Annotated in this window: 22 protein-coding genes, 3 tRNA genes and 1 pseudogene; 9 read left to right on the top strand and 17 right to left on the bottom strand. The window is 63.6% G+C overall.

Going from position 1 to position 25381, the window contains the following annotated elements; all coding sequences use genetic code 11:
* Nucleotides 1–14: 14 nt before the first annotated feature.
* The 5 genes from ABWW33_RS29330 to ABWW33_RS29310 all read right to left on the bottom strand — a co-directional run bounded on the left by ABWW33_RS29330 (nt 15) and on the right by ABWW33_RS29310 (nt 7190).
* A complete protein-coding gene (locus tag ABWW33_RS29330) occupies nt 15–1517 on the bottom strand; it encodes an efflux transporter outer membrane subunit (RefSeq protein WP_353404947.1) in 1503 nt (500 codons plus the stop codon).
* 13 nt (nt 1518–1530) lie between these two features.
* The gene (locus ABWW33_RS29325; protein WP_353404945.1) at nt 1531–4719 is read right to left on the bottom strand and encodes an efflux RND transporter permease subunit; all 3189 of its coding nucleotides are present in this window, start codon (nt 4717–4719) and stop codon (nt 1531–1533) included.
* Between the two features lie 6 nt (nt 4720–4725).
* The gene (locus ABWW33_RS29320; protein ID WP_353404943.1) at nt 4726–5973 is read right to left on the bottom strand and encodes an efflux RND transporter periplasmic adaptor subunit; all 1248 of its coding nucleotides are present in this window, start codon (nt 5971–5973) and stop codon (nt 4726–4728) included.
* Nucleotides 5974–6117: 144 nt separating this feature from the next.
* Complete coding sequence (locus ABWW33_RS29315) at nt 6118–6984, bottom strand: alpha/beta hydrolase (protein ID WP_353404941.1); 867 nt, start codon at nt 6982–6984, stop codon at nt 6118–6120.
* Complete coding sequence (locus ABWW33_RS29310) at nt 6981–7190, bottom strand: hypothetical protein (protein ID WP_176650108.1); 210 nt, start codon at nt 7188–7190, stop codon at nt 6981–6983. The genes ABWW33_RS29315 and ABWW33_RS29310 overlap by 4 nt, the downstream gene beginning before the upstream one ends.
* 124 nt (nt 7191–7314) lie before the next feature.
* Between ABWW33_RS29310 and ABWW33_RS29305 the strand changes: the two genes are divergently transcribed.
* Entirely contained in the window at nt 7315–8271 is a 957-nt protein-coding gene (locus ABWW33_RS29305) for a LysR family transcriptional regulator (protein ID WP_353404939.1), read from the top strand.
* Complete coding sequence (locus ABWW33_RS29300) at nt 8268–9239, top strand: D-2-hydroxyacid dehydrogenase (RefSeq protein WP_353404937.1); 972 nt, start codon at nt 8268–8270, stop codon at nt 9237–9239. The genes ABWW33_RS29305 and ABWW33_RS29300 overlap by 4 nt, the downstream gene beginning before the upstream one ends.
* A 180-nt stretch (nt 9240–9419) precedes the next feature.
* Here ABWW33_RS29300 and ABWW33_RS29295 read toward each other — a convergent pair whose 3' ends face one another.
* The 3 genes from ABWW33_RS29295 to ABWW33_RS29285 all read right to left on the bottom strand — a co-directional run bounded on the left by ABWW33_RS29295 (nt 9420) and on the right by ABWW33_RS29285 (nt 11211).
* A complete protein-coding gene (locus ABWW33_RS29295; RefSeq protein ID WP_353404935.1) occupies nt 9420–9818 on the bottom strand; it encodes a hypothetical protein in 399 nt (132 codons plus the stop codon).
* Nucleotides 9819–10321: 503 nt separating this feature from the next.
* Nucleotides 10322–10885, bottom strand: coding sequence for a hypothetical protein (locus tag ABWW33_RS29290; RefSeq protein ID WP_353404933.1), 564 nt, complete (start codon nt 10883–10885; stop codon nt 10322–10324).
* A gap of 107 nt (nt 10886–10992) precedes the next feature.
* Nucleotides 10993–11211, bottom strand: a complete 219-nt coding sequence (locus ABWW33_RS29285; RefSeq protein WP_353404931.1) for a DUF7661 family protein — start codon at nt 11209–11211, stop codon at nt 10993–10995.
* A gap of 191 nt (nt 11212–11402) precedes the next feature.
* On the opposite strand from ABWW33_RS29285, the pseudogene ABWW33_RS29280 reads away from it, so the two are divergent.
* Nucleotides 11403–11633: pseudogene (locus ABWW33_RS29280) on the top strand (glycerate dehydrogenase); the annotation flags it as partial.
* On the opposite strand, the gene ABWW33_RS29275 reads toward ABWW33_RS29280, so the two are convergent.
* The 4 genes from ABWW33_RS29275 to ABWW33_RS29260 all read right to left on the bottom strand — a co-directional run bounded on the left by ABWW33_RS29275 (nt 11634) and on the right by ABWW33_RS29260 (nt 15024).
* Nucleotides 11634–13154: a diguanylate cyclase domain-containing protein gene (locus ABWW33_RS29275; RefSeq protein ID WP_353404929.1), complete on the bottom strand. Its 1521-nt coding sequence runs from the start codon at nt 13152–13154 to the stop codon at nt 11634–11636.
* A gap of 155 nt (nt 13155–13309) precedes the next feature.
* Nucleotides 13310–14455, bottom strand: a complete 1146-nt coding sequence (locus ABWW33_RS29270) for an alpha-hydroxy acid oxidase (RefSeq protein ID WP_176655996.1) — start codon at nt 14453–14455, stop codon at nt 13310–13312.
* Between the two features lie 70 nt (nt 14456–14525).
* Nucleotides 14526–14975, bottom strand: a complete 450-nt coding sequence (locus ABWW33_RS29265) for a hypothetical protein (RefSeq protein ID WP_353404927.1) — start codon at nt 14973–14975, stop codon at nt 14526–14528.
* Nucleotides 14948–15024: transfer RNA gene (locus ABWW33_RS29260), tRNA-Arg, on the bottom strand. The genes ABWW33_RS29265 and ABWW33_RS29260 overlap by 28 nt, the downstream gene beginning before the upstream one ends.
* Nucleotides 15025–15114: 90 nt before the next feature.
* Here ABWW33_RS29260 and ABWW33_RS29255 point away from each other — a divergent pair.
* Nucleotides 15115–15489, top strand: coding sequence for a hypothetical protein (locus ABWW33_RS29255; protein ID WP_353404926.1), 375 nt, complete (start codon nt 15115–15117; stop codon nt 15487–15489).
* Nucleotides 15490–15549: 60 nt separating this feature from the next.
* On the opposite strand, the gene ABWW33_RS29250 is transcribed toward ABWW33_RS29255, so the two are convergent.
* The 3 genes from ABWW33_RS29250 to ABWW33_RS29240 all read right to left on the bottom strand — a co-directional run bounded on the left by ABWW33_RS29250 (nt 15550) and on the right by ABWW33_RS29240 (nt 16274).
* A tRNA-Arg gene (locus ABWW33_RS29250) sits at nt 15550–15626 on the bottom strand.
* A 137-nt stretch (nt 15627–15763) separates the two neighbouring features.
* Nucleotides 15764–15840, bottom strand: a tRNA-Arg gene (locus ABWW33_RS29245).
* A 191-nt stretch (nt 15841–16031) separates the two neighbouring features.
* Nucleotides 16032–16274, bottom strand: coding sequence for a hypothetical protein (locus tag ABWW33_RS29240; RefSeq protein WP_353404988.1), 243 nt, complete (start codon nt 16272–16274; stop codon nt 16032–16034).
* Between the two features lie 262 nt (nt 16275–16536).
* Here ABWW33_RS29240 and ABWW33_RS29235 point away from each other — a divergent pair, with 262 nt between their 5' ends.
* The 3 genes from ABWW33_RS29235 to ABWW33_RS29225 all read left to right on the top strand — a co-directional run bounded on the left by ABWW33_RS29235 (nt 16537) and on the right by ABWW33_RS29225 (nt 20975).
* Nucleotides 16537–17364, top strand: coding sequence for a response regulator (locus ABWW33_RS29235; RefSeq protein ID WP_353404924.1), 828 nt, complete (start codon nt 16537–16539; stop codon nt 17362–17364).
* A 134-nt stretch (nt 17365–17498) separates the two neighbouring features.
* The gene (locus tag ABWW33_RS29230) at nt 17499–19727 is read left to right on the top strand and encodes a hybrid sensor histidine kinase/response regulator (RefSeq protein ID WP_353404923.1); all 2229 of its coding nucleotides are present in this window, start codon (nt 17499–17501) and stop codon (nt 19725–19727) included.
* Nucleotides 19728–19997: 270 nt separating this feature from the next.
* The gene (locus tag ABWW33_RS29225; protein ID WP_176655991.1) at nt 19998–20975 is read left to right on the top strand and encodes a GGDEF domain-containing response regulator; all 978 of its coding nucleotides are present in this window, start codon (nt 19998–20000) and stop codon (nt 20973–20975) included.
* Nucleotides 20976–21005: 30 nt separating this feature from the next.
* Here the strand turns inward: ABWW33_RS29225 and ABWW33_RS29220 are convergent, their stop codons facing one another.
* Nucleotides 21006–21407 carry a hypothetical protein gene (locus tag ABWW33_RS29220; RefSeq protein ID WP_176656014.1) on the bottom strand — a complete coding sequence of 134 codons (402 nt, stop codon included), beginning with the start codon at nt 21405–21407 and terminating at the stop codon, nt 21006–21008.
* Nucleotides 21408–21622: 215 nt separating this feature from the next.
* On the opposite strand from ABWW33_RS29220, the gene ABWW33_RS29215 reads away from it, so the two are divergent.
* A complete protein-coding gene (locus ABWW33_RS29215; RefSeq protein WP_176655990.1) occupies nt 21623–23245 on the top strand; it encodes a response regulator in 1623 nt (540 codons plus the stop codon).
* A 78-nt stretch (nt 23246–23323) separates the two neighbouring features.
* Nucleotides 23324–24049 (top strand): sensor histidine kinase, encoded by a 726-nt coding sequence (locus ABWW33_RS29210; protein ID WP_176655989.1) that lies wholly within the window; start codon nt 23324–23326, stop codon nt 24047–24049.
* Here the strand turns inward: ABWW33_RS29210 and ABWW33_RS29205 are convergent.
* Nucleotides 24036–25349: an NAD(P)/FAD-dependent oxidoreductase gene (locus ABWW33_RS29205; protein WP_353404922.1), complete on the bottom strand. Its 1314-nt coding sequence runs from the start codon at nt 25347–25349 to the stop codon at nt 24036–24038. The genes ABWW33_RS29210 and ABWW33_RS29205 overlap by 14 nt on opposite strands.
* Nucleotides 25350–25381 lie beyond the last annotated feature (32 nt).

Genomic DNA, 25381 nt, shown 5'->3' with positions numbered 1-25381 from the left:
ATTGCCGATCCAGCTTATCGCTGCGCAACTTTCTCCGGCGCCTTCGCGCCATCCCAGCCGCCGCCCAGCGAGCGGATCAACGCCACCGTGGTCACCGCGCGATTGCCGCGCAGTTGCACCGCGCTGCGTTCCACCGCCGCCAGATTGCGCTGCGCGTCCAGCAAGTCGAGATAGCTCGAACGGCCGGCCGTGTACAGCTTCTGCGCCAGGTCGGCGGAACGGCGTGCCGACACCACCGCGTCTTCGATCTGCGCGGTCTGGCCAGCCAGGATGCGCAGGCCCGCCAGGTTGTCTTCCACTTCCGCGAACGCCACCAGCACGCTCTGGCGATAAGTGCCGACCGATTCTTCCAGCGCGGCTTCGCTACGCGTGATGTTGGCCTTGTTGCGGCCGCCGTCGATCAACGGCATCGACATCAGCGCACCCAGTACCCACGAACGGCTGCTCCACTTGAACACGTCCGCAACGGTGTTGCCGGACGTGCCACCGGCGGCCGCGTTCAGCGTCAGCACCGGGAACATCGCCGACTTGGCCACACCGATGCGGGCGTTGGACGCCTCCATCGCGCGCTGCGCCGAAGCGATGTCCGGACGGCGCTCCAGCAGCGACGACGGCATGCCAGCCGGGATCACCGGCAGCAGCGACGTGTCGAGCAGCGGGCTGGCGCCGGCCGTGTAGCTGGCCGCCGGTTTGCCCAGCAGGACCGCCAGTGCATGCTCGGTCGTCACGCGCTGGCGTTGCAGGCCGATGGCTTCGGCGCGCGAAGTCGCCAGCTCGGTCTTGGCGCGCGACAGGTCGAATTCGCCGATGTCGCCCAGGTCGAAGCGACGCTGGTTGACCTTGACGTTTTCTTCGCGGGTCTGCACCGTGCGGTTCAGCGTTTCCAGCTCGGCGTCGGTGGCGCGCAGACGGAAGTATGTCTGCGCCACGTCGGCTTGCACCGACAGCAGCACGGAGCGGTATGTCGCCTCCACCGAGGCGGCGTCGTTGCGGGCCGCGCTGACGTTCGACGATACGCGGCCGAACAGGTCGACCTCGTAGCTGGCCGTCAGGTTGGCGCTGAACACGTTGCCCGGAGCGACCGGCGTACCGGCCGGCAGGCCGAGCGCGACGTCGGACTGGCGCTGACGCTGGGCGCCGGCGTTGACGCCCACTTGCGGAATGCGGTCCGCCTCGGCGATGCCGGCGATGGCGCGGGCCTGCTTGACGCGGGCCGCGGCCACCGCCAGGTTGGCGTTGGCCCTGGTGGCTTCGGCGATCAGCTCATTCAGGGCTGGATCGTTGAAAGCCAGCCACCATTCGCCGCGCGGCTGCGCCTCGGCGGCTTGCGCCTGTTTCCAGGTGCTGCCGTCGGCCGCGGTCTTCACCGGCGCAGGCGCATCAGGTACCTGCGATTCCTTGAACGCGGTCGGCACGTCCATCGCAGGCTGCTTGAATTCAGGCGCGGCGCATGCGGTCATCAGCAAGGCTGCCAACACTGGCGCCACACCTTTGGCGATCATCTGCAGTTTATTCATCGAGTTGCTCATGTTAGTGAGTCCCTTCCAGTTTTGCCGCGGCGGCGTCGCCAGCCACGGCAGGTTTCTTCTTCTCCATGCTCACGGCCAGCTTGCGCAGCAGGACGTAGAACACCGGCGTCAGGAACAGGCCGAAGAAGGTCACGCCCAGCATGCCGGCAAACACCGCCACACCCATCGCATGACGCATTTCCGAACCGGCACCGTGCGAGAACACCAGCGGCAGCACGCCCATGATGAATGCGATCGACGTCATCAAGATCGGACGCAGACGCAGGCGGCAAGCTTCCAGCGCGGCGTCAACGATGCTGCGGCCATGGTGTTCCAGTTCCCGTGCAAACTCCACGATCAGAATCGCGTTCTTCGAGGCCAGGCCAACCAGCACGAACAGAGCGATCTGCGTGAAGACGTTGTTGTCTCCGTGGGTCAGCTTGACGCCGACCAGCGCGCAGAAGATCGACATCGGCACGATCAGGATCACCGCCAGCGGCAGGGTCCAGCTTTCGTATTGCGCAGCGAGCACCAGGAACACCAGCAGCACGCACAGCGGGAACACATACATCATCGTGTTACCGGACAGGATGTCCTGGTACACCAGTTCCGTCCATTCGTAGCCGATACCCTTAGGCAGCACTTCGTTGATGATCTTGGTCATTTCAGCCTGCGCTTCGCCCGACGACACGCCAGGAGCGGCGCCGCCGTTGATCTCCGCCGCGACGTAGGCGTTGTAGCGCTGCACGCGGTCCGGGCCATAGCTGTCCTTGACGCGCATCAGCGACGACAGCGGAATCATCTCGCCCTTGTCGTTGCGGACTTTCAGCTGGGCGATGTCCTCGGCGTGCGAACGGAACTGCTGGTCAGCCTGGACGCGCACCTGGTAGGTACGGCCGAACTGGTTGAAGTCGTTCACATAAAGCGAACCCAGGTTGATCTGCAAGGTCTGGTAGATCGTCTGCAGCGGCACGCCCAGTTGCTTGGCTTTCGAGCGGTCGATGTCGGCGAACAGCTGCGGCACGTTGATCTGGTAGCTCGAGAAGACGCCGGCCAGTTTCGGGTTCTGCCATGCCTTCATCTGGATCGCCTGGATCGCCTTGTACAGCGCGTCGTAGCCCAGGTTGTCGCGGTCTTCGATCATCACCTTGAAACCACCGGTGGTGCCCAGGCCATTGACCGGCGGCGGCGGCAGCACCATCACGAACGCGCCTTCGATCACGCCCATGCGCTTGTTGATTTCAGCGGCGATGGCTTGAGCCGATTCGCTCTTCTTGGTACGTTCCTCGAACGGTTTCAACGGCGTGAACACGATACCGGCGTTCGGCGCGTTGGTGAAGCCGTTGATCGACAGGCCAGGGAAAGCCACCGAATCGGCCACGCCAGGGATGTCCTTGGCGATGTCCGACATCTTGCGGATGACTGCGTCGGTACGGTCTAGCGAGGCGGCGTCCGGCAACTGCGCGAAGCCGATCAGGTACTGCTTGTCCTGCGCTGGAACGAAGCCCGGCGGCACGATCTTGAACATGAAGCCCGCCGCAACCGCCAGCACGGCGTACACGACCAGCGAACCGCCTTTGCGTTTCAGCACGCCGGTCACGCCGGTTTCATAGCCGTGCGATGCGCGGCCGAAGAAGCGGTTGAACCAGCCGAAGAAGCGGCCGAAGATCTTGTCCATGACGCGGGTCAGCGCGTCTTTCGGTGCGTCGTGTGGACGCAGCAGCACGGCGGCCAGGGCCGGAGCCAGCGTCAGCGAGCTGAATGCCGAGATCACGGTCGAGATGGCGATGGTCAGCGCGAACTGCTTGTAGAACTGGCCGGACAGGCCCGATACGAAGGCGATCGGCACGAACACGGCGCACAGCACCAGCGCGATGGCGATAATCGGACCGCTCACCTCTTTCATCGCCTGGATCGTCGCGTCATGCGGCGACAGGCCGTTGGAGATGTTCCGTTCGACGTTTTCCACCACCACGATCGCATCGTCGACCACGATACCGATGGCCAGCACAAGGCCGAACAGCGACAGCGTGTTGATCGAGAAGCCGAAGCCCAGCATGACGGCGAAGGTACCGACCACCGACACGGGAACGGCCAGCAGCGGGATCACCGATGCGCGCCAGGTTTGCAGGAACACGATCACCACCAGTGCCACCAGGATGATCGCTTCGATCAGCGTGTGGATCACGGCGCGGATCGATTCGCGCACGAATTGGGTCGGGTCATATACAACGCTGTACGTGACGCCTTCCGGGAAATCCTTCGACAGGCGGGCCATCGTCGCACGCACGTCCGCCGACAACTGCAGCGCGTTGGCGTTCGGTGCTTCGAAAATGGGGATCGCCACGGCCGAATTGTTGTTCAGCAGGGAGCGCAGCGCGTAGGAGTTCGAACCCATCTCCATGCGGGCCACGTCCTTCAGCAGCGTTACCGCGCCGTCGGCATTGGTCTTCAGGATGATGTTGCCGAATTCCTCTTCGCTTTGCAGGCGGCCTTGCGTGTTGACGGTCAGCTGGAAGTCGGCGCCCTTGGTAGGACCCTGGCCGATGACACCGGCGGCCACTTGCACGTTCTGCTCGCGGATCGCGTTGACGACATCGCTGGCGGTCAGGCCGCGCTGTGCCACTTTCTGCGGGTTCAGCCAGATACGCATCGCGTAGTCGCCGGAACCGAACAGCTGCACCTCGCCCATGCCGGGCAGGCGGGCCAGTTGGTCCTTGATGTTCAACACCGCATAGTTACGCAGATACAGGTCGTCGTAACGGCCGTTCGGCGATTGCAGGTGGACCACCATGGTCAGGTTGGGCGACGCCTTCACGGTCGTCACACCGATCTGGCGCACCTCTTCCGGCAGGCGCGGAAGCGCGCGCTGGACGCGGTTCTGCACCTGGGTTTCAGCCTGCTCGACGTTGGTGCCGATCTTGAAGGTGACGGTCAGCGCCAGCGCGCCGTCCGAGGTGTTTTGCGAGGACATGTACAGCATGTTCTCGACGCCGTTGATCTGTTCCTCAAGCGGCGCGGCCACGGTTTCGGCGATGATCTTCGGATTCGCACCCGGATACTGCGCGCGCACCACCACCGACGGCGGCACCACGTCCGGATACTCCGAGATCGGCAGCTTGAAGATCGATATCAAGCCGGCGACGAAGATGATGATCGACAGTACAGCCGCAAAAATCGGCTTGTCGACAAAAAATCGAGAGATATTCATATTGTTTTATTCCTTGCTGGTACCGGTTTTCGCCTTGGCGTCAACTGCGGCGACTTTTTCATCTTTTTTAGCTTCGGTTTTTGGCACGTTGGCGGCCAGCGGATCGACATCCATCGCCACCATGGTCGGCGTGATCGGCGCACCTGGATGCACGCGCTGCAGGCCGTTGACGACGATCTTCTCGCCCGGCTTCAAGCCGTCGCGCACCACGCGCAGGCCGTCGATCGCAGGTCCCAGGGTCACAGGGCGGTACTCGGCCTTGTTGTCCTTGTCGACCACGAACACGAACTTGCGGTTCTGGTCCGTGCTGATGGCGCGGTCGTTGATCAGCAGCGCCGACTTGGCGCCGGTGGAGCCGGCCAGCTGCACGCGGGCGAACAGGCCAGGCACCAGCGCGCCGTCGGTGTTGGCGAAGGTGGCGCGCATGCGCACCGAACCGCTGCGCGGATCGAGCTGGTTGTCGACGAATTCCAGCTTGCCCTCGTGCGGGAAGCCGGTTTCGTTGGCCAGGCCGATCTTGACGGTGGCCGGCTTGCCCTGGTGTGCGGCGGCGCCGACGCGCAGATAGGTGTCTTCGTCACCGTCGAACGATGCGTAGATCTGGTCCAGCGAGACCACGGAGGTCAGCACGGCCGACGCGTCGACCAGGTTGCCCAGCGTGATTTCAGCCTTCGATACGCGGCCGTTGATCGGCGACGTCACCTGCGTGTAGCTCAGGTTCAGCTTGGCCGACTCGTACTGCGCCTGCGCGGCACGGACGTCGGCGTCCAGCTGTTTCAGGCTGGACGACAGCGCATCGTATTCGCGCTGGGCGATGGCTTTGTCGGCCAGCAGCTTCTCGGCGCGGGCCAGTTCCAGCTTGGCCAGGTCGGCCTTGGCGCGGGCCGAACCGGCTGCCGCTTCGGCGCGGTTGGCTTCGGCCTGGTAAGGACGCGGATCGATGACGAACAATACGTCGCCCTTCTTGATCTGGCTGCCGGGCTTGAAGTTGATCGCGGTGATGAAGCCGCCGACGCGCGGACGGATCTGCACTTGCTCGATCGCTTCCAGGCGGCCCGAGAACTCCTGGGTCTCGGTGATGGTTTTCTCGACCACGGTGGCGGCGGAGATCGGAGGACCGCCTGCCGCAGGGGCTTCGGCCGTCTTGCCGGTCGCGTCATCGCAACCGGAGAGGCCGAAAGCGGCCAGTCCCGCCAGCGCCATAGCGGCGGCCAGCGGCCGGGCTACAGCGGTGATTTGGTTAATGTTTTTCATGTTAATTCCCTTTTATATGAAAATATTTAATAGAAATGGCGGCACCGGCTACCCTCAACGAATTGCGAGAAAACACGGTACTAGCGCCCCGCTGGCAAGCCAATGGGGACGTGACTACAGATACTGCTAAGAGGTTGGGGAACCCTATGAGGCTGGCGGCGTCTCGGACCGTTCCAGGCCAGCGATGAAACTGGCGATTTCTCCCAGCGCGTAACACTTGCACGCGCATTCGTTGCGCGCCCCTACTTCATCGAGGGACGCTGCTGGCATTCGGTTGACGGTGGTCTTCACGCCGCAGGCGATCAGCTTGGCACCATATTGTTCCGCTTCGTCGCGTAGCGGGTCGTCTTCGGCCGACAGGATCAAGGCCGGCGGCAGGTTTTTCAAGCGGCTCGACTGCAGCGGCGACGCGTACGGGTGGGTACGGTCAGCGGCGTTCGGCAGGTAGCCGCGGTAGGCCGCCGCGCAGGCGTCGGCCAGGTCCAGCAGTTCCGGCGCGTTCTGCATCTCGCGCATCGACCAGGTGCTCAGGCCGGGATCGAGCATCGGCATCACCAGGATCTGGCCCATCAGCGCCGGGCCGCCACGGTCGCGCGACATCAGCGCGCACACCGCCGCCAGGTTGGCGCCGGCTTCGATGCCGGCCACCAGCAGGCGCTTGCCGGTCCAGCCCAGCTTGCCCTTGTTCTTCTTGGCCCAGACCAGCACCGCGTGCGCATCTTCGGCGGCGGCCGGGAACGGGCGCACCGTCGCCAGCGTGTAGCCCGAGGCCAGGATGATGTGGTCCGGGCTGTCGTTCGCCATGTGCCGCAGGAAGATGTCGGCGTCATCGAGGTCGCCGCCATTGAAACCGCCGGCGTGAAAGAACACGATCAGCGAATCGCGCTTGATGCCGGCCTCGCCGCAGGTGTAGATGCGGGCCGGCAGCGGGCCTTCGGCACCCTTCACTTCAATGCCGCGGACCTTCAACTGGTCCGACAGCTGCGGCAATGGCTCGGCGACGCTGCTCATCGCTGCACCGTATCCGCTGCGCTGGACAGCAGGGCGGTGTCGGCGCAGGCCAGCGTTTCGCCGGCGGCCACCTCGGTCAGGGCACGCACGCCGGTCGCTTCGGCCTTGGCCGCCTGCGAGTAGGCATCGGTATAGACCACGCTCGCCAGGGCGACCGAAGTCAGCGCCAGTGCGATCGTTGCAAAAATTCCGTCCCGATATGTCATGGTGTTCCCCTTTCCTTCCAATACTTTCCTTGTGCAGTACAACAATCTTAAACTTGTTCTACAATCCGATAAATAGTGCAATGTCGAATTGATTGTTCAGGATTCCGAACAATGGGACTCAGAAATGAATAAACTACAAGCGATGGAAGTCTTTGTGCAGGTGGTGGACGCCGGCGGCTTCACGCGCGCGGCCGAGCACATGCAGCTGCCCAAGGCGACCGTGTCGACGCTGATCCAGTCGCTGGAGGCCGCGCTGGCGGTCAAGCTGCTGCACCGGACCACGCGCCATGTCAGCGTGACCGCCGACGGCGCCGCCTATTATGAGCGCTGCCTGCGCATCCTGTCGGACGTGCGCGAGGCCGAGGAATCGCTGTCGCGCACCCGGCTCAGCCCGAGCGGACGGCTGCGCGTCGACGCGCCGACCGGCCTCGCCAGCGATGTCCTGATCCCCGCCCTGCCCGATTTTTTCACCCGCTACCCGGACATCCAGCTGGAGCTGGGCTGCAGCGACCGCACCATCGACCTGATCGAGGAAGGCGTCGACTGCGCGGTGCGTGGCGGCCAGCTGGCCGATTCCAACCTGATCGCGCGCCGGGTCGGCATCCTCAATTTCGTCACTTGCGCCACGCCGGACTACCTGGCGCGCTACGGCCGTCCGGCGCACCCGGATGAACTGGTGCGGCACCGCTGCGTGAACTTTTTTTCGTCGCGCACCGGCAAGCTGTTCGACTGGGACTTCGCCCGCAACGGCGAGCGGATACAGGTCGCCCTGCCCGGCCACATCGCCGTCAACGACACCAACGCCTACATCGCGGCCGGGCTGGCGGGGCTGGGCATCGTGCAGATGCCGAACTTCATGCTGGAGCCTATGCTCGGCGACGGCCGCTTCGAGCTGCTGCTGGCCGACTGGACCAGCGACCCGCTACCGGTGCACGTCGTGTATCCGCAAAACCGCCACCTGTCGGCCAAGGTGCGCGTGTTCGTGGAATGGGTCGCCGAACTGTTTTCCAACCATCCGGGCATGCGCCTGCCGAAAGCATCGCCGGCCGCGCGCGCCATACCTTTTGAGGTCGCACTATGACTGAAGCACACCGCATCGTTTTCCTCGACCGCGACAGCGTGATCGCCAACATCCGCAAGCCTGCCTTCGCGCACGAGTGGACCGAGTACCCGGCCACCGCCCATGCCGACGCCGCGGCGCGGCTGCACGACGCGCGCGCCACCATCGCCATCACCAACAAGGTCAAGCTGCGCGCGGATGACCTGGCGCAGCTGCCGGACCTGAAGATGATCACGGTGGCGGCCACCGGCACCGACATCGTCGACCTGGCGGTCGCCCGCGAGCGCGGCATCGTGGTGTCCAACATCCGCAACTACGCGGTGCACACGCTGCCCGAGCACACCTTCGCGCTGATGCTGGCGTTGCGCCGGCAACTGGTGGCCTACCGCGCCGACATCGAAGCGGGGCTGTGGCAGAAGTCCGAGCGCTTCTGCCTGTTCGGCCACCCGGTCTCGGACTTGGCCGGCAGCCGTCTGGGCCTGTTCGGCTATGGCGCGCTGGGCCGGTCGGTGGCCCAGATCGCGCGCGCCTTCGGCATGGAGGTGATCGTGCATACGCGCTCGCCGCTGGCGGACGCGAAGGCCGACGGCGTGCGCGAAGCGGGCTTCGATGAAGTGCTGGAAACGTCGGACATCATCAGCCTGCACCTGCCGCTGACCGACAAGACGCGCAACATGATCAGCGCCAAAGAGTTGATCCGCATGAAGCGCAGCGCGCTGCTGATCAACACCGCGCGCGGCGGCCTGGTCGACGAGACCGCGCTGGCCGACGCGCTGCGCGCGGGCGTGATCGCCGGCGCCGGCTTCGACGTGCTGACGCAGGAACCACCGCCGGCCGACAATGTGCTGCTTAACCTGCGGCTGCCGAATTTCCTACTGACGCCGCACTCGGCCTGGGCCAGCTCGCAGGCGATGCAGGTGCTGGCCGATCAGCTGATCGACAATATCGAGGCGTGGGTGGCGGGCGCGCCCAGGAATGTGGTGGCCTGATAAACGTACAACGAGGGCGGTGGTCGCCGCCGCGGCCGATGTCGGCTTCCGCCCCGCAGCGGCCGTTCAGAAAAAGCGAGATTTAGACTCTTAACGTTTTTGAGTGAACCCGCTGGGCAAGCGCAACTTAAAACGGCACGCTGGAATGGGACGTTAGTTGTAGTTTCACGAACATTCCGGTTACTTCACGTTCCACGCTACACCTCCCGGTACAAGGGGATCAAGCTGGCGTTGCGCGTCTACGAACCACGCCTTTTCAGATTGTGGCGCCGTCACGATACTTACACCCCCGTCAGTCCTGGTATGACCGAACCACAGCACCAGCGTAAGAGACGGATAACCAAACCATTCGATGCTCCGCACTTCGCCACCGAAGACATTAGCGAGAGAAATTCTAAGCTGCTGCACACCGAAGGCCAACATCAGAGCGCTGTCTTCTCTAAGGACCACAAGGGACTTATCGGTGGAAGACGTGTGCTCCTCGTAAGTGGCAACTGCTGGATTTGAAAGGCTAATGACATAGTCACGACCGAGGCCAACCACTACGTCCGTGGGCAAAGTAAAACTAGCACTGTTCATTGATATCCCGCTTAACTAGTTTCTGATCCATCGAGGCCAACTCCATCATGTCGCGGTCATCCAGGTGTTCATTTCGAAGTTTCGGGAAGTGCTCCAGGTGGTTGGCCGCTCCAGCTTGAGCAAGGGCCTCGATAGCGGAATGTGTGATCGTCAACATTGTCTTAGAAATCACTTTGAGCGAGCAATGTGCTTGACCGGCTGTTTCTGGCCGACTGCACCCGGTCACGACAGTGGCGTCATAAATGCCTGGTGCCCAGACCAGAAGAATCATACTCGCGACATTGAAGTAAAGCCACATTGCCAAAGCGGAGGGTCTCGAAACGGCGGCGATTGGTGCCTCTTGCCCCGAAGCGGATTAACAACGGTGGTGGCCGCGCCCTGTTGTCGGTTGCGGCGATCTGGCGTAAGTAGTATGCCGGTGACGGCCACGTAGCGAGGCGGTAGCGCCATAGTTTATGGAGGGGGCTGCTTGCGCAAGCTGACCATCCGATTTGCTTTGATACCTAGCGCATGTTCAGGTGAACGCCCTCAAAAAACACAGCGGCTTCCTGCCTTGCCAGTTTGGACCTCTGCATCGCTGCATACGAGTACCCGGCGAGAAGGCCAAGTGGGACTGTACCGGCATTCCGGCAAGCCATGATGGCCACCGAAACCGGCACGGAAAGAACCCGTTTTTCCTGTGGGAGTGGAACCGATTGCGTCGCTTCCGAAAAGGCCGTTACACAAGGATATCCGCGCGTCCGGCTGGATTCATAAGTCACCTCGCCGAGGACAAGCTCTTGTGGGAATGCGCCAGCGAGCTCGGATTTGAGTTCCGCTTCAATCTTCGCCACGTCGTTCGATGCCTGGAATTTGATGACTCTGGCGTAAGCGGTCCTTTGCTCCTTGGCGATCGGATCTACGCGCTGATAGGTGATCCCAGTCTCCTTGCGCATCACCTGCCAGCCATTTCCGCCTGGCGGGACGACAGACATCGGCGGAATTGAGACGGTTGGACCGGATTGAGCGCCAGCGAAGCTGACCATGAGGAACAGCGGCAGTGCGTAGAGAAGTTTAGAAGCAGTCATATGGGATGGCATCATTAGAGAAAGTGGTCGCAGGAATACAAATTGTTTGCGTGTACGTGTGTGTTTCGAGACTGAGATCAAAGTCCGCTGTTGGCCGAACGCCGCCGTCACGATATCTGGACAGCTGTGCAATTTCGAGGTGTCGCATTTTCATGAAATAGGTCGGCCAGATACTCACACAGCTCATGCTCAGCGATGTCAGCCGGGACAACGAAGTCTGCCGGCCTACGCTTCCCTTCTGCTCCAAGGTAAAAGGCGCGCCAAGCCTCGGCTGTGCCAGTGATAGCAATAAACGAACCGAAAATGTTAAACCTAAATTCTTTCATGCGAGCCCCGATGTTGTCACTTTTCTCCGTCTGCTGGTGGCCGAACTCGACCGACGCCGTTCAGGATAGCAGCTTGCTCATCTGCAAAACTCACAAATTCCCACTTCAGACTGAAGCAGCCCCAGACTCTTAATCCGCCTTGATCAGTTCTACGCCATCTACAACCACGCTTCGGGGTCCACTCCCAGAAAGAGTTGATCCGCATGAAGCGCAGCGCGCTGCTGATCAACACCGCGCGCGGCGGCCTGGTCGACGAGACCGCGCCGGCCGACAACGTGCTGCTCAACCTGCGCCTGCCGAATTTCCTGTTGACACCGCACTCGGGCTGGGCCAGCTCGCAGGCGATGCAGGTGCTGGCCGATCAGCTGATTGACAATATCGAGGCGTGGGTGGCGGGTGCGCCCAGGAATGTGGTCGCCTGATTATCCGGGTACGTCCGACTGCTGGGGCAAGGGCAATTTTTTTCGGCGCGACTTGTGCTCGTACATCGATTGATCCGCCATGGCGAGCAGCAGCTCGCTGGTCGATGCGCAACTGGGGTAAATGGCGCTGCCGATGCTGGCGGCGGCTGTCAGGGTGAGCCCGCCGATGTCGTATGGCTGCTCCATCACGGCCTCGAGCATCGCAACCACCTTCTCCGTTTCGGCGCCGCCGCTATTGACCAGCACGACGGCAAATTCATCGCCGCCCATGCGCGCCGCCATGTCAGCCTTGCGAATATGCGAGCTCAAGCGGCTGGCCGCCTGGCGCAACAATTCATCGCCGGCAGCGTGGCCGTGCGTGTCGTTGATCTGCTTGAAGCCGTCAAGGTCAAGGTACAGCAGGCCAAGGGACGCGCCCGTACGCTCGCATGCGGCCAGTTGCCGGTCCAGGAAGGCATGCAGCATGACGCGATTGGCGATGCCGGTCAGCGCATCGTGATGAGCTTGATGGGTCGCCGCATGCAGCATGTCCGATGCCTTGGCCAATGCCAGACCGACCTCATTGGCCTCGCGCAGGCCATAGTTGGCGGACTTGACTTCCCCGCCCGATCCCAGCGCCAACGCGGGCGGGATCAAGCCTTTCATGGCCCGGCGAATTTTGGTGCCGATTATCCACGCGAAGACCAGGCCGGCGCCCAGTGTGACGATGGTAGCCAGCACCAGCAGCCACAGCTTGCCGACGGTCTGGGTCCTCAACACCTGCAAGGGTATGCCGATAGCCACTGTCCATCCCGAGTATTGCGCGCGCGCCAGCACGGCAAGGATAGGTTTGCCATCCAGGGTGGCCGTTTCAAACGAGCCTTCAGGCTGTTCGCGCATGCGCTTCAATACGTCGGGAATCGCCGAGGCCCCCACATAGCGCTGCATATCGGCCGAACGGGCGACGATTTTTCCGCTTCTGTCCAAAATACTGGTGACCCAGTGCTCGGGATAATTTTGATGCTGCAGGATTTCGCCGAAACGTTCAACCGTCACCGTGCCGGACAACACGTTCAGCCCGCCGCCGCGCTGCACAGGAATGCCGATCGAGACGATCTGCCGCCCGGACAGGCGGCCGGTGAACAGGTTGGAGATATAGGTCGCCCTGTTCTCGCGCAAAGCCTTCAGTGCAAGCTGGTCCGGTTCCGGTGGCAGTGCTTGTCCTGTGGGCATCACGGTGTTCATTACCTGCCGTCCCTCGGCGTCCTCAAGCACCACGTTGAACATATTTTGCTTGATTGACAGCTCGCTGGCCTGCGCATGGAGTGCTGCCAGATCGTGGGCCATGAAGCTCGGCGACGTCGACAGCGCGAACAAGGAGGACTCGACGATGGCGAACTCCTTGTCGACCTCCATCGCGTTCGCGCGCGCGGTGGCCATGGCGCTGCGAATAAAGTTTTCCCGCGTAAGTTGGTAATCGTAGGAGATAAGAATGCCGGCGAGCAGGAAGGCGGGGAAAATGCAGGCTGCGACCAACAACATCAGCCTGGACCTGATCGATGGCGGATGAGATAACTTCATCGAAGCAAGGCAACTATGTGCAAGAGAATATGTTTAGATTCTACAACAAATAGTTTATTGCCATACATGAACTTTTCTCATATTCCCCGGATTACGGACTGCACGCCGTCATGCCATCAAAAGCTCCCCGGCAGCAGGATGTTTTTATCGACCTTGGTCACATCGCGCAGGCCGCAGAAGGCCATCGTCAGATCGAGCTCGTTGCGGATGATGTCCAGGCACTTGCTGACGCCCTGCTCGCCCATCGCCCCCAGGCCGTACAGGAACGGACGGCCGATGTAGACGCCTTTCGCGCCCAGCGCCAGCGCCTTGATCACGTCCTGGCCGGAGCGGATGCCGCCGTCCATGTGCACTTCGATCTGCTTGCCGACCGCGTCGGCGATGGCCGGCAGCGCGCCGATCGACGACTGCGCGCCGTCCAGCTGGCGGCCGCCGTGGTTGGAGACGATCAGCGCGTCGGCGCCGCTTTCCACGGCGAGGCGCGCATCTTCCGCATCCATGATGCCCTTGATGATCAGCTTGCCGCCCCAGCGCTGCTTGATCCACTCGACGTCCTTCCACGACAGGCTCAGGTCGAACTGCTGGCTGGTCCACGCCGACAGCGACGACATGTCCGACACCGAACTGGCGTGGCCGACGATGTTGCCGAAGCCGCGCCGTTTGGTGCCCAGCATGCCCAGCACCCAGCGCGGCTTGGTGGCCATGTTGACGATGTTCGGGATGGTCAGCTTCGGCGGCGCCGACAGGCCGTTGCGCAGATCCTTGTGGCGCTGGCCCAGCACCTGCAGGTCCAGCGTCAGCACCAGCGCCGAGCAGCGCGCGGCCTTGGCGCGGTCGATCAGGCGGTTGATGAACTCGCGGTCCTTCATCACGTACAACTGGAACCAGAACGGCTTGCTGGTGTTGGCGGCGATGTCTTCGATCGAGCAGATGCTCATGGTCGACAGCGTGAACGGCACGCCGAATTTTTCGGCCGCCTTGGCCGCGAGGATTTCGCCGTCGGCGTGCTGCATGCCGGTCAGTCCGGTCGGCGCCAGGGCCACGGGCATGGCCACGTCCTGGCCGACCATGGTGCTTTTCAGCGTGCGGTTTTCCAGGTTGACGGCCACGCGCTGGCGGAATTTGATGGTCTGGAAATCGTCGACGTTGGCGCGATAGGTGGATTCGGTCCACGAGCCTGCATCAGCATAATCGTAGAACATGCGCGGCACGCGCTTCTGGGCCAGCACGCGCAGGTCTTCAATGGTGGTGATGATGGTCATGCACACTCCTCCGTAACGATGATCGGCAAATCATCGGGCATTTCGGCGGAAATGCCAATAGGAATGTACTTCAGCGATTGTGGAGGTAAATTTGCAGCATGGCGAAATTGACGGCAAACTGCAGCGCGCTGGCCGACAATACGACGCCGATCAGCCAATTGCGGCTGCTTTGCACGATCTTTTCAACGTCCGCCTTGGTCGCATAGTGCGACAGACGTTGGTCCAGATATGCCCTGGTCACGTAATTGGCACGGATTTCCTTGACGATATCCACCACCGTTTCCATTTGATACTCCAGCAGCGAGACGCGCACCTCGATACGTTCATCATTTGCCATGATGTCCTCCAAGTCAAGCAGCGCCATCCGGGCGCGATCAGGGCAGCTTACGCCGGCAAGAACAAACCGCTCAGGATGTGGCACAAAGATAAGACCCGGCGAACAAAGAAAAAGGGCCTGAAGATTACTCTTCAGGCCCTTCGTCTTACGAATTTTGGTGCGGCTGGCAGGAATCGAACCCACGACCCCTTGGTTCGTAGCCAAGTACTCTATCCAGCTGAGCTACAGCCGCTTAAGGCAATATTATAACAGGGGAAACTCAAATCAAGAAGCATACCGGCGCGAAATCTCACATATTTGGCCGGCATGTTGAGAAATCCGATTGACCGACAAAATAAGCGGGACGATCATGCTTCCTATGAGTGCGACCACCGACAAGGATTATATCGACGCCAAGCTGGAGGCAACCGCCGCCAGACTAGAGGGCGTTGTGCGGGAAAATGAGGCGCAGCTCAGGACGTTGGAACAAACACTGCAATCGACTGCACAATCGCTACGGGCCGATTATGCAGCCCAGTCCGCACAACTGGAGGCCAACTTTCACCGCACGCAGAGCGAAATGATCAAATGGGTAGCCGCCACCTGCATCGGCAGTTCGGCGCTCACGATCGCGGCGATGTCGTTCATGTTGTCCAATTACGCGCCCAAGACTCCGGCGCCCATCATCGTCTACGCCCAGCCGGCGCCGCCGCGATAAGCTCCGCGTAAAGAAAAAGGGCCCGAAGATTTCTCTTCAGGCCCTTCGTCTTACGAATTTTGGTGCGGCTGGCAGGAATCGAACCCACGACCCCTTGGTTCGTAGCCAAGTACTCTATCCAGCTGAGCTACAGCCGCGAAAAACAAGATTATAACAGCGTTTTCTTGTTTGGCGAAGCATTCCAGAAAGAAATTTTGCAATCCGTTTCAGGAGCTTACACTTAAAGCAAAAGGGCCCGGAGATCGCTCTCCGGGCCCTTCCACTTACGAATTTTTGGTGCGGCTGGCAGGAATCGAACCCACGACCCCTTGGTTCGTAGCCAAGTACTCTATCCAGCTGAGCTACAGCCGCGTAAGCAACATTATAAAGCATTAATTTCGTTTTGCAAAGTTTGATATTTTCTATCGTTTAGTTGGTCAAGCGCACGATACGCCGAATCAACCACACTTGCAAACTGCTTTGCTGCATCTCCTTCAAGCGGCATGCCGTTCGAAAGAAGCAGCATTATAGGGACACTGCCGCAGCTTGTCCAGCACTCTCTGTCAGGTACCGAACTCGGCCGCCGCCTTGGCCGACCACAGCGCCTCGTTGTACGACGGATACGGATCGCCATAACAGTCGACCTGCCCGCCCTCGCCGACGAACTTGACCCACCAGCCGTCGCTGTCGGTGACGATGGCGATATCGCCCCGGCGGCAATGGCCGGCGATCTGCTCGCTGCGTTCGAGCACCACGATATTCACTTTCCTGTGCCTGACCACCGTCGCCATGCCAGCCTCCGCCATGCGCGGCACCGCGCCGCTCCTCTATCAGTGTAGCGCCATTGTGCGGTGCAAGCCCGCTCCGCAGAGGCTTCATTCATGCCAGTGATCTCGATCATCATCAGAAAAAATTTGCATTCGTTTGCGCATTGCAGCATTATTGAGCTGTCTCCTCTATTCTCCTCCAAGGAAATAGATTTAGCCCGCTCCTGTAGCGGGCTTTTTTTTGGTGTACGATGCGGTCAGCTTTGCCTTCCATAAGACAGAAAACAGACAGGTCGCCAGCATGCATGCATCCGATTCCGTCGCGCCGCCCTCCCCGGACTGGTCGCGCTCCGCCCTTGGCGATCCCGCCGGCTGGCCGCCGTCGCTGCGGCTGACGGTCGACATCCTGCTCAATTCCCCGCTGGCCATGTTGCTGATGTGGGGCCCCGAACAAATCATGGTGTACAACGACGCGTATTCCGCGCTGATCGGACTGTCGAGCCTGCGCGCGCCCGGCGGCGGCGTGCCGTCGATCCAGCCGGCGGCGTGGAGCTGGAACGGGGCGGCGATCCGCCAGGCCTGGAGCGGCGCCGGCGCCAGCTATCGCGGCGTCAGCCTGCCGGTGTGGCGCAACGACGGCGTCGCCCAGCAACTGCTCGACCTGTACTACACCCCGATCCGCAACGAACACGGCCAGGTGGCCGGCGTGCTGTGCGCGCTGAACCCGGCCCAGGGCGCGCCGGCGCCCGAGGGCGCGCGCCCGCTGCGCATCCTGGTGGTCGAGGACAACGCCGACGCCCGCTACCTGGTGTGCGAAACGCTGCGCGCGCTGGGCCACGAGGTGCAGGCCGCGGCCACCGGCGAGGACGCGCTGCCGGAACTGGCCGGCCAGCCGTTCGACGTGCTGTTCACCGACGTCAGCCTGCCCGGCATGTCGGGCGTCGAGCTGGCCCGCCAGGCGCTCAGGCAGGCGCCGACTCTGCAGTTGCTGTTCGCCTCCGGCTACGGCGACGAACTGACCCGCCACCTGGAGTTTCCCGCTCAGTCGCTGCAAAAACCCTACGACATCGAACAGCTGCAAGCGGCGCTGGCGCAGATCGCCGGCCGCATGGACGCCGGCCCCGCCTGAGTGCCGCCAACCGTGCGGTGCCACGGCTTTGGTTAGGACTACAATGAAGACACCGTTAAACGTCAAGCGTTAGCCCGGCGAGTCCGCGGCCGCCATCCGGCGCCAACCGGCATCGCAGCAAGCCTGAACCATACATGATCCTTCCAACTGAGCCTACCGATGCCGTCACGCCCGCAACCCCGTCGGACGACGTCGAGCTCACCAGCCCAGCGACCACGCGCAACATGAGCGCGCGCGAGGCGCTGCGCCAAAACCAGCGGGAACTGCGCGCGCTCGCCAACTCGATGCCGCAGCTGGCCTGGATCGCCGAACGGAACGGTACCATGGCCTGGTACAACCAGCGCTGGTACGACTACACCGGCACCACGCCGCAGCAGATGGCCGGCGACGGCTGGCGCCAGGTCTACGCCCCCGACTGCCTGGACGCGATGGAACAGCGCTGGGCGCAGTCGCGCGAAAGCGGCGAACCGTTTGAGCTCGAGGTGCCGATCCGCAACGCCGACGGCGAATTCCGCTGGTTCCTGACGCGCGCCAACCCGGTCCACGACAGCAACGGCCGGGTGCTGCGCTGGTTCGGCACCAGCACCGACGTCGACCAGGTCAAGCGCGTGCAGGAGGCGCTGCGCGACGAAACCGCCGTGCTCGAGCTGGTCAACCGCATCGGCAGCGCGCTGGCCGCCACGCGCGACCTGCATCCGCTGCTGCAGGAAGTGACCGACGCCGCCACCAACATCAGCGGCGCGCGCTTCGGCGCCTTCTTCTATCATGGCGTCGACGCCCACGGCAAGGCGCTGATGCTGCATACGCTGGCCAGCGGCACGCCGGCCGCCTATGCCCGCTTCGGCCTGCCGCGCGACTCGCTGCATTTCGTTCCCGAGCAGTGCGGCCGCGGCACCATCCGCAGCGACGACCTGCAGGCTGATCCCCGCTACGGCGCCGACCACCCCTGCCACGGCGTGCCGCCGGCCCAGCCGCCGGTGCGCAGCTACCTGGCGGTGCCGGTGGCGCTGCGCTCGGGCGTGGTGATCGGCTACCTGTTCTTCGGCCACCCCGAACCGCACATGTTCAGCGAACGCACCGAGCGCATCATCGGCGGCATCGCCGCCCAGGCCGCGGTGGCGATCGACAACGCGCGCCTGTACGAAGCCTCGCAGCAGGCCGCCGAGGAACGCAAGATCCTGCTCGACAGCGAACGCCAGGCGCGCGCCGAGGCCGAACGCAACAGCCAGATGAAGGACGAGTTCCTGGCCACGCTGTCGCACGAGCTGCGCACGCCGCTGACTGCCATCCTCGGCTGGGCCCAGGTGCTGCGGCGCGGCAGCCGCGACCAGGCCGACCTGCACCGCGGCCTGCAGACCATCGAGCGTAACGCCCGCATGCAGGCCCAGCTGATCGAGGACCTGCTCGACATGAGCAGCATCGCCTCCGGCAAGGTGCGGCTGGAAATGCTGACCTTGGCGCCGGCCGCCATCGTCGCCGCCGCCATCGACACCGTGCGCCCGGCCGCCGGGGCCAAGCAGATCGCCATCCACCAGCAGTTCGAGCCGATGCCCGGCATGGTGGCCGGCGACGCCAGCCGGCTGCAGCAGATCATCTGGAACCTGCTGACCAACGCGCTCAAGTTCACGCCGCCGGGCGGCAACATCACCGTCGCCATCCGCCGCGAAGGCGAGCAGATCGCCATTTCGGTGCGCGACAGCGGGGTCGGCATCGCGCCGTCCTTCCTGGCCCACGTGTTCGAGCGCTTCCGCCAGGCCGACGCCACCACCACCCGCAAGCACGGCGGGTTGGGGCTGGGACTGTCCATCGTCAAACACCTGACCGAACAGCACGGCGGCACCGTCACCGCCGCCAGCGACGGCGAGGGCCGCGGCGCCTGCTTCACCGTGCGGCTGCCGCGGCGCAGCGGCTTGGACGAACCGCTGGCCGCGGCCGGCGACGACGGTCGCCAGCGGCGTGCTGCAGCGCATGATTTATCCGGCCTGCAAGTGCTGGTGGTGGACGACGAGGATGACGCCCGCGAGCTGATCAAGCGCATTCTCAACGACTGTAACGCCGACGTGCTGACGGCTGCCACCGCCACCGAGGCGCTGAGCTTGCTGCAGCATGCGCGGCCGGACCTGATGGTCAGCGACCTCGGCATGCCGGAAGTGGACGGCTACGGCCTGCTGGACCGCATCCGTGCGATGGGGCCGTCGCGCGGCGGCGACCTGCCGGCCATCGCGCTGACCGCCTTCGCCCGCTCGGAAGACCGGATCAAGGCGCTGTCCAGCGGCTTCCTGGCGCATATTTCCAAGCCGGTCGAGCCGAACGAACTGATCGCCAAGGTGGCCGCGATGGGGGCCGCCCCCCGCCACGCCTGAGGAGGCCGCGCGACACTGCCTGACTGTCAAGAGTTGTGAATATTCTTGCCACAAGCGGCCCATGTCACTCCTACTTGCAGACGCGGTAATGTCCTACAAGCAATGTGAGCTTCGCTTGCTACACTACAAAAACATCAAAAAGCGCGTACAATTATTTCCACGTGGAAATTAACCACACTTGTGTGCGCCGCAGCACATACGCATGCGCTATGATGGAATTAAGATAATTTTTTCGGCCATATGCCGATTTTGGGACAGACAGAGAACCTTATGCCGAGCCGAGACGAAATCCTGCGCGCCAAGATCCTGGTGGTGGATGACAGCGCCGACAACGTCGAATTGATGTTGGAAATCCTGCGCGAGGCCGGCTATACCGACGTCAGCTCGACCATGCTGCCGGAACAGGTGTGTCCGCTGCACCGCCAGCACTGCTACGACCTGATCCTGCTGGACCTGCAGATGCCCGGCCTGAACGGCTTCCAGGTGATGAAGGGCTTGAAGGAAATCGAACAGGGCGGCTACCTGCCGGTGCTGGCGCTGACGGCGCAGCCAAGCTTCAAGATCGCCGCGCTGGAAGCGGGCGCCCGCGACTTCATCAGCAAGCCCTTCGACCTGCTGGAAGTGCACAAGCGCATCCACAACATGCTGGAAGTGCGTCTGCTGTACAAGGAACTGGCGCAATACAGCCGGCAGCAGCAGGAACTGGCGCTGCATGATCCACTGACCGGCCTGCCCAACCGCCGCCTGCTGGAAGACCGCATCGCCACCGTGCTGCAGCACGCCACCCGCCAGCAGAACAAGGCGGCCGTGATGTACCTGGACCTGGACGGCTTCAAGACCATCAACGATACGCACGGCCACGCCACCGGCGACGAAATCCTGAAAATGGTGGCGCAGCGCCTGGTCGGTTGCGCCCGCAAGGAAGACACCGTCTCGCGCGTAGGCGGCGATGAGTTCGTCATCGTCATGGGCAATATCGGCCACCTGGGCGACACCCAGGAGCCGGCCGCCAAGCTGATCGAGGCGGTTTCCGAACCATATGTGATCAACGGCCTGACCTTGCGGCTGTCGACCAGCATCGGCATCGGCATCTATCCGGACGACGCCGGCGAAGTGGCCTCGGTCATCGCCGCCGCGGACGCCGCGCTGTACGAAGCCAAGCGCTCCGGCAAGAACCGCAGCTGCAGCGCGCAATCGCTGCTGGGCGCGCCGTCGCGCCGCCACACGATGTCGCCCGCCCCGGCCTGAGGCGCGGAGCGGGACCGGCAGGCGCGCCGCTTAGTGCGCCGCCTCCTCGACATCGCTTTCCATCTTGCCCGCGTGTTGGTGATCGTCATGCGCGTCGACCATTTCCGGCGCCACTTCGATGCGCGTCACGCCGGAATCGACCGACACCGGATCGCTGGCCGGGAACGTCATTTCCAGGCCGCCGTCGATCAGCGTTTCCTTGGCCTGCTCTTCCGGCGTGGCCTGCTCGTGTTCGGCCAGCGTGGTGATGGCGGCCGCCCACTTGACGAATTCCAGGTTGGCCAGCTCGCGCACCGAGTGCACGTTGAAGGCCTGCGCCAGCGCCTTGGCGTCCTTGGCGCTGATGCCGCGCAAGGCGCTGACGGGGGCGTCGGCCAGCGCGCGGAAACTCAGGCCCAGATATTCCTTGTCTACGACAGTATCGATATTCATCATGATTCCTTTCAGTGAGGGGATGTCCCAATGTGGCAGGCAGGCGACAACGAGTCTGTGCGGGATCGAACACTGGCGCGGTAGCGTTCGATTGACCCGTGGTTTTTGACATTCATATATGCAATTGCTATGATCGTCGAGCACCCCCAACCATGCTTCCCAGGCAGCTATCAGGCCGCGGATTTTGTTCCGTTCAGTGTCGTGCAGAGACCCCTGTGCCTAAAATAGAAAAACCAAAAATCCTGGTAGTCAACGACGATGCGAACAGCCTGTTTGCGCTGACCAGTTTGCTTGCCCAGTGGGCTGAGCAGGAATCCTACGAAGTGCTGGCGGCCCGCTCCGGCCAGGAAGCGCTGCGCCAGGTGCTGATGCACGACTTCGCCGTGATCCTGCTCGACGTCAACATGCCCGGCATGGACGGTTTCGAAACGGCCGAGGCGATCCACCAGCGCGCCCGCTCGGCCGACATCCCCATCATCTTCATCACCGCCTTCCTGGCCGACGAGCTCGACCGGCTGAAGGCTTACCAGCGCGGCGCCGTCGATTTCCTGTTCACGCCGGTGATCCCGCAGATCCTGTACGCCAAGATCGCCGTGTTTGTCGCGCTGGCGATGAAGAACGAAGAGTTGAAGAAGCAGGCACGCCAGCTGAGCCAGCGCACCACCGAGCTGACCGCCACCAACGTGCGCCTGACGCGCGAGATCGAGGACCGGCAGTCGGCCGAGCGGCAAAACCACGCCAAGGACGAATTCCTGGCCATGCTGGGCCACGAGCTGCGCAATCCGCTGAGCGCGATCAGCAGCGCCGCCTCGCTGATCGGCCTGCCCGGCGTCAGCGCCGAGGGCGTGATCCGCGCCAAGAAGATCATCCAGCGCCAGAGCCACCACCTGGGCCGCATCGTCGACGACTTGCTGGACCTGTCGCGCGCGATGTCCGGCAAGATCCTGCTCAACCGCACGCCGGTGGACCTGGCCGCGCTGGTGGCGACGGCGCTGGACACCTACCGCGCCACCGGCCGCAGCGCCGACTTCCAGCTGGTGCCGGACCTGGACCCGGGCTGGGTCAGCGGCGACGCCACGCGGCTCGAGCAGATCACCAGCAACCTGCTCGACAATGCGCTCAAGTACACGCCGCCGGGCGGCCGCATCGAGGTGCGCACCTGGACCGAAAACGACGACGTGGTGTTGAGCGTGCGCGACACCGGCGTCGGCATCGCGGCCGACCTGCTGCCGCACGTGTTCGACGTGTTCGTGCAGGGTTCCAGCACGCTGGACCGCTCGCAAGGCGGGCTCGGTATTGGACTGTCGCTGGTGCGGCGGCTGGCCGAACTGCACGGCGGCGCCGTGGTCGCCGAAAGCAAGGGTCCGGGCGGCGGCAGCACCTTCACGCTGCGCCTGCCCCGTATCGAGCACCAGCCGGCGCCGGCGCCGGCGCCCAGCGGCGACAGCCAGGGCGAGCTGGCCAAGCCCAGCGTGCTGCTGATCGAAGACAACGACGACGGCCGCGAAATGATGACCATGATGCTGAGCTGCTACGGCTACGAGGTGCAGGCGGCGGCCGACGGCCTGCAGGGGCTGGAGGCCGCCGGCCGCTTCCTGCCGGAACTGGCGCTGGTCGATATCGGCCTGCCCGGCATCGACGGCTACGAGGTGGCGCGCCGCCTGCGCGCCGATCCGGCCACCCGCCACATGCGGCTGATCGCGCTCACCGGCTACGGCCAGGCCGAGGATTTGCGGCGCGTCATGGAAGCCGGCTTCGACCGCCACCTGGTCAAGCCGGTGGACATCGACCAGCTGATGGAAGTGATCGGCAGCCGCATGCCGGCGCCGGTCCGCTAGCGGCCCGGCCAGTGCGCCACGTCCGGCAAAGCTCGGGTATGATCGCTCCATAAAAAGTCCGTCCACGAAGAGAAAACCATGTCCTTACCGGCACAACAAGAACAGCATCCCGACCAGCAGGACGCCCTGCGCAGCGCCGACCTGAGCGACCTGCTCGGCCATCTCCACACGTGCTGGGACAATGAACGCCGCTCGCTGTCGCGCCAGCTGCACGACAGCCTGGGCTCGTCGCTGACCGCGCTGACCATGCACCTGGGCCTGCTGATGCAGAAGATGCCGCAGGAGCCGGCGCTGCAGGACCGCGCGGCCCACATGAAGAAGCTGCTGTTGCAGATCGTCGAAACCAACCGCCAGATGCAGCTCAAGCTGTGGAACGACAAGCTGGAATTCCTCGGCGTGCGCGTGGCGCTGGGCGAGCTGGTCGCGCAGTTCGGCGAGCAGCACCAGCTGGCCGCGCGCTGCAGCCTGCCGGAGGACGAGCTGCAGTGCCCGCGCAGCCACGGCATCGTGCTGCTGCACACGCTGGAAGAAGCGCTGCGCAACATCGCCGCGCACGCGCAGGCCAGCGAGGTGGACGTCATCGTCGACGACAACGAGGACGAGGTCATGCTGACGGTAAAGGATAACGGCATCGGCCTGCCCGGCCCGGTGGCGGCCGTGCTGGGCCAGGTGTCCGGCAAGTTCGGCCTGCGCATGGCGCGCGAACGCGCCGCCTACCTGGGCGGCACGCTGACCCTGGCCAGCGGCGCCGAGCGCGGCGTGACCCTGACCATGATCCTGCCGAAGCAGACTAGTGTAGCTTGACCAGCGGCGTGCTGCGCTTGATCAGGAAGCGCGCCAGCGCCAGCACACCGGTGCGCACCGTGCCCAGCACCGCGCGGTGGTGCAGCAGGTGCAGGCTGACATACATCATCCGCGCGACAAAGCCGTCGACAAACCAGCTCAATCCCTTCAGCGATCCCATCAGGCTGCCCACCGACGTGGTCTGGCCGAACGACACCAGCGAGCCGTAGTCGCGGTACACATAGGGCCGGGCCGGCGGCGGCTTGCCCGCGTGTTGCCGCATGAAGGTGTCGAACAGGTAATCGGCCTGCTGATGCGCCGCTTGCGCGCGCGGCGGCACCAGCTTGCCGTCCGGGCCGGTGCACGCGGCGCAATCGCCCAGCGCGAAAATATGGTCGCAGCCGGCGACGGCCAGGTTGCCGCCGACCTCGACCTGGCCCGATTTCACCGTCGGCAGCCCCAGCGCCTTGAGGAAATCCGGGGCCTTGATGCCGGCCGCCCAAACCACGATCTGCGCCGGATAGACGACCTCGCCGGCGGTGACGGCGTCGGCGGCGATCGCCGTCACGCGGGTACCGGTCACCACCTTGACGGCGCGCTGCCGCAGCAACTCCAGCGCGGCCGACGACACCTTTTCCGGCAGCGGCGCCAGGATGCGCGGCGCCCCTTCGAGCAAGGTGATGCGCACGTCGCGCTCGGCCTGCAGCCGGCGGAAGCCATAGGTGGCGTACACGCCGCTGGCCTCGCGCAGTTCCGCCGCCAGCTCGACGCCGGTGGCGCCGCCGCCGATGATGACGATGTCGACGCCGGCCTCGGGCCGCGTGTCCTTCTGCAACTCGGCCTGCGTCAGCAGCTTGAGCAAGGTCAGGCGGAAGCGCTCGGCGTCCTCGGTGGCGTTGAGTGAAATGGTATGTTCGGCCGCGCCGGGCACGCCGAAATAGTTGGAGGTGCTGCCGACCGCCAGCACCAGCGAGTCGAAGCCGACCTGCCGCTCCGGCAGCACTTCTTCGCGCCGCGCATGGTCGGCGCTGTCGCCGCTGTAGATGGCGCCGACGGTCAGCCGCCGCTGCACCGCGTCGAGCGCGAGCAGCGGTCCGTAGACAAAGGTGAAGCCATTGTCGTGCGCCAGCATCTGGTAGGACAGGCCTTCCTGGTGCACGTCCAGCGTGCCTGCCGCCACCTCGTGCAGCGACGGCTTCCAGATATGGAACAGGCGGCTGTCGACCAGGGTCACCGCTTGGGCGCCCAGCTTGCGGCCCAGCTTGCAGGCAAGCTCCAGCCCGCCCGCCCCGCCGCCCACGATCACGATTTTGCTATGCAAACGCTGCTCCTGTGGCGGCGGCCGGCGCCGCG

The organism is Duganella hordei (assembly GCF_040369125.1).
GTDB lineage: Bacteria > Pseudomonadota > Gammaproteobacteria > Burkholderiales > Burkholderiaceae_D > Rugamonas > Rugamonas hordei.
The sequence above is the reverse complement of the archived record's forward strand: the minus strand, read 5'-3'. Positions and strand labels throughout refer to the sequence as shown.

Bases quoted from the DNA above. Each gene is read 5' to 3' on its own strand.
- ABWW33_RS29295 (WP_353404935.1), bottom strand. From the start codon at position 9,818: ATGAACAGTGCTAGTTTTACTTTGCCCACGGACGTAGTGGTTGGCCTC.
- ABWW33_RS29210 (WP_176655989.1), top strand. From the start codon at position 23,324: ATGTCCTTACCGGCACAACAAGAACAGCATCCCGACCAGCAGGACGCC.
- ABWW33_RS29325 (WP_353404945.1), bottom strand. From the start codon at position 4,719: ATGAATATCTCTCGATTTTTTGTCGACAAGCCGATTTTTGCGGCTGTA.
- ABWW33_RS29275 (WP_353404929.1), bottom strand. From the start codon at position 13,154: ATGTTGTTGGTCGCAGCCTGCATTTTCCCCGCCTTCCTGCTCGCCGGC.
- ABWW33_RS29305 (WP_353404939.1), top strand. From the start codon at position 7,315: ATGAATAAACTACAAGCGATGGAAGTCTTTGTGCAGGTGGTGGACGCC.
- ABWW33_RS29235 (WP_353404924.1), top strand. From the start codon at position 16,537: ATGCATGCATCCGATTCCGTCGCGCCGCCCTCCCCGGACTGGTCGCGC.
- ABWW33_RS29315 (WP_353404941.1), bottom strand. From the start codon at position 6,984: ATGAGCAGCGTCGCCGAGCCATTGCCGCAGCTGTCGGACCAGTTGAAG.
- ABWW33_RS29230 (WP_353404923.1), top strand. From the start codon at position 17,499: ATGATCCTTCCAACTGAGCCTACCGATGCCGTCACGCCCGCAACCCCG.
- ABWW33_RS29240 (WP_353404988.1), bottom strand. From the start codon at position 16,274: ATGGCGGAGGCTGGCATGGCGACGGTGGTCAGGCACAGGAAAGTGAAT.
- ABWW33_RS29270 (WP_176655996.1), bottom strand. From the start codon at position 14,455: ATGACCATCATCACCACCATTGAAGACCTGCGCGTGCTGGCCCAGAAG.
- ABWW33_RS29300 (WP_353404937.1), top strand. From the start codon at position 8,268: ATGACTGAAGCACACCGCATCGTTTTCCTCGACCGCGACAGCGTGATC.
- ABWW33_RS29290 (WP_353404933.1), bottom strand. From the start codon at position 10,885: ATGACTGCTTCTAAACTTCTCTACGCACTGCCGCTGTTCCTCATGGTC.
- ABWW33_RS29285 (WP_353404931.1), bottom strand. From the start codon at position 11,211: ATGAAAGAATTTAGGTTTAACATTTTCGGTTCGTTTATTGCTATCACT.
- ABWW33_RS29330 (WP_353404947.1), bottom strand. From the start codon at position 1,517: ATGAATAAACTGCAGATGATCGCCAAAGGTGTGGCGCCAGTGTTGGCA.
- ABWW33_RS29310 (WP_176650108.1), bottom strand. From the start codon at position 7,190: ATGACATATCGGGACGGAATTTTTGCAACGATCGCACTGGCGCTGACT.
- ABWW33_RS29320 (WP_353404943.1), bottom strand. From the start codon at position 5,973: ATGAAAAACATTAACCAAATCACCGCTGTAGCCCGGCCGCTGGCCGCC.
- ABWW33_RS29220 (WP_176656014.1), bottom strand. From the start codon at position 21,407: ATGAATATCGATACTGTCGTAGACAAGGAATATCTGGGCCTGAGTTTC.
- ABWW33_RS29225 (WP_176655991.1), top strand. From the start codon at position 19,998: ATGCCGAGCCGAGACGAAATCCTGCGCGCCAAGATCCTGGTGGTGGAT.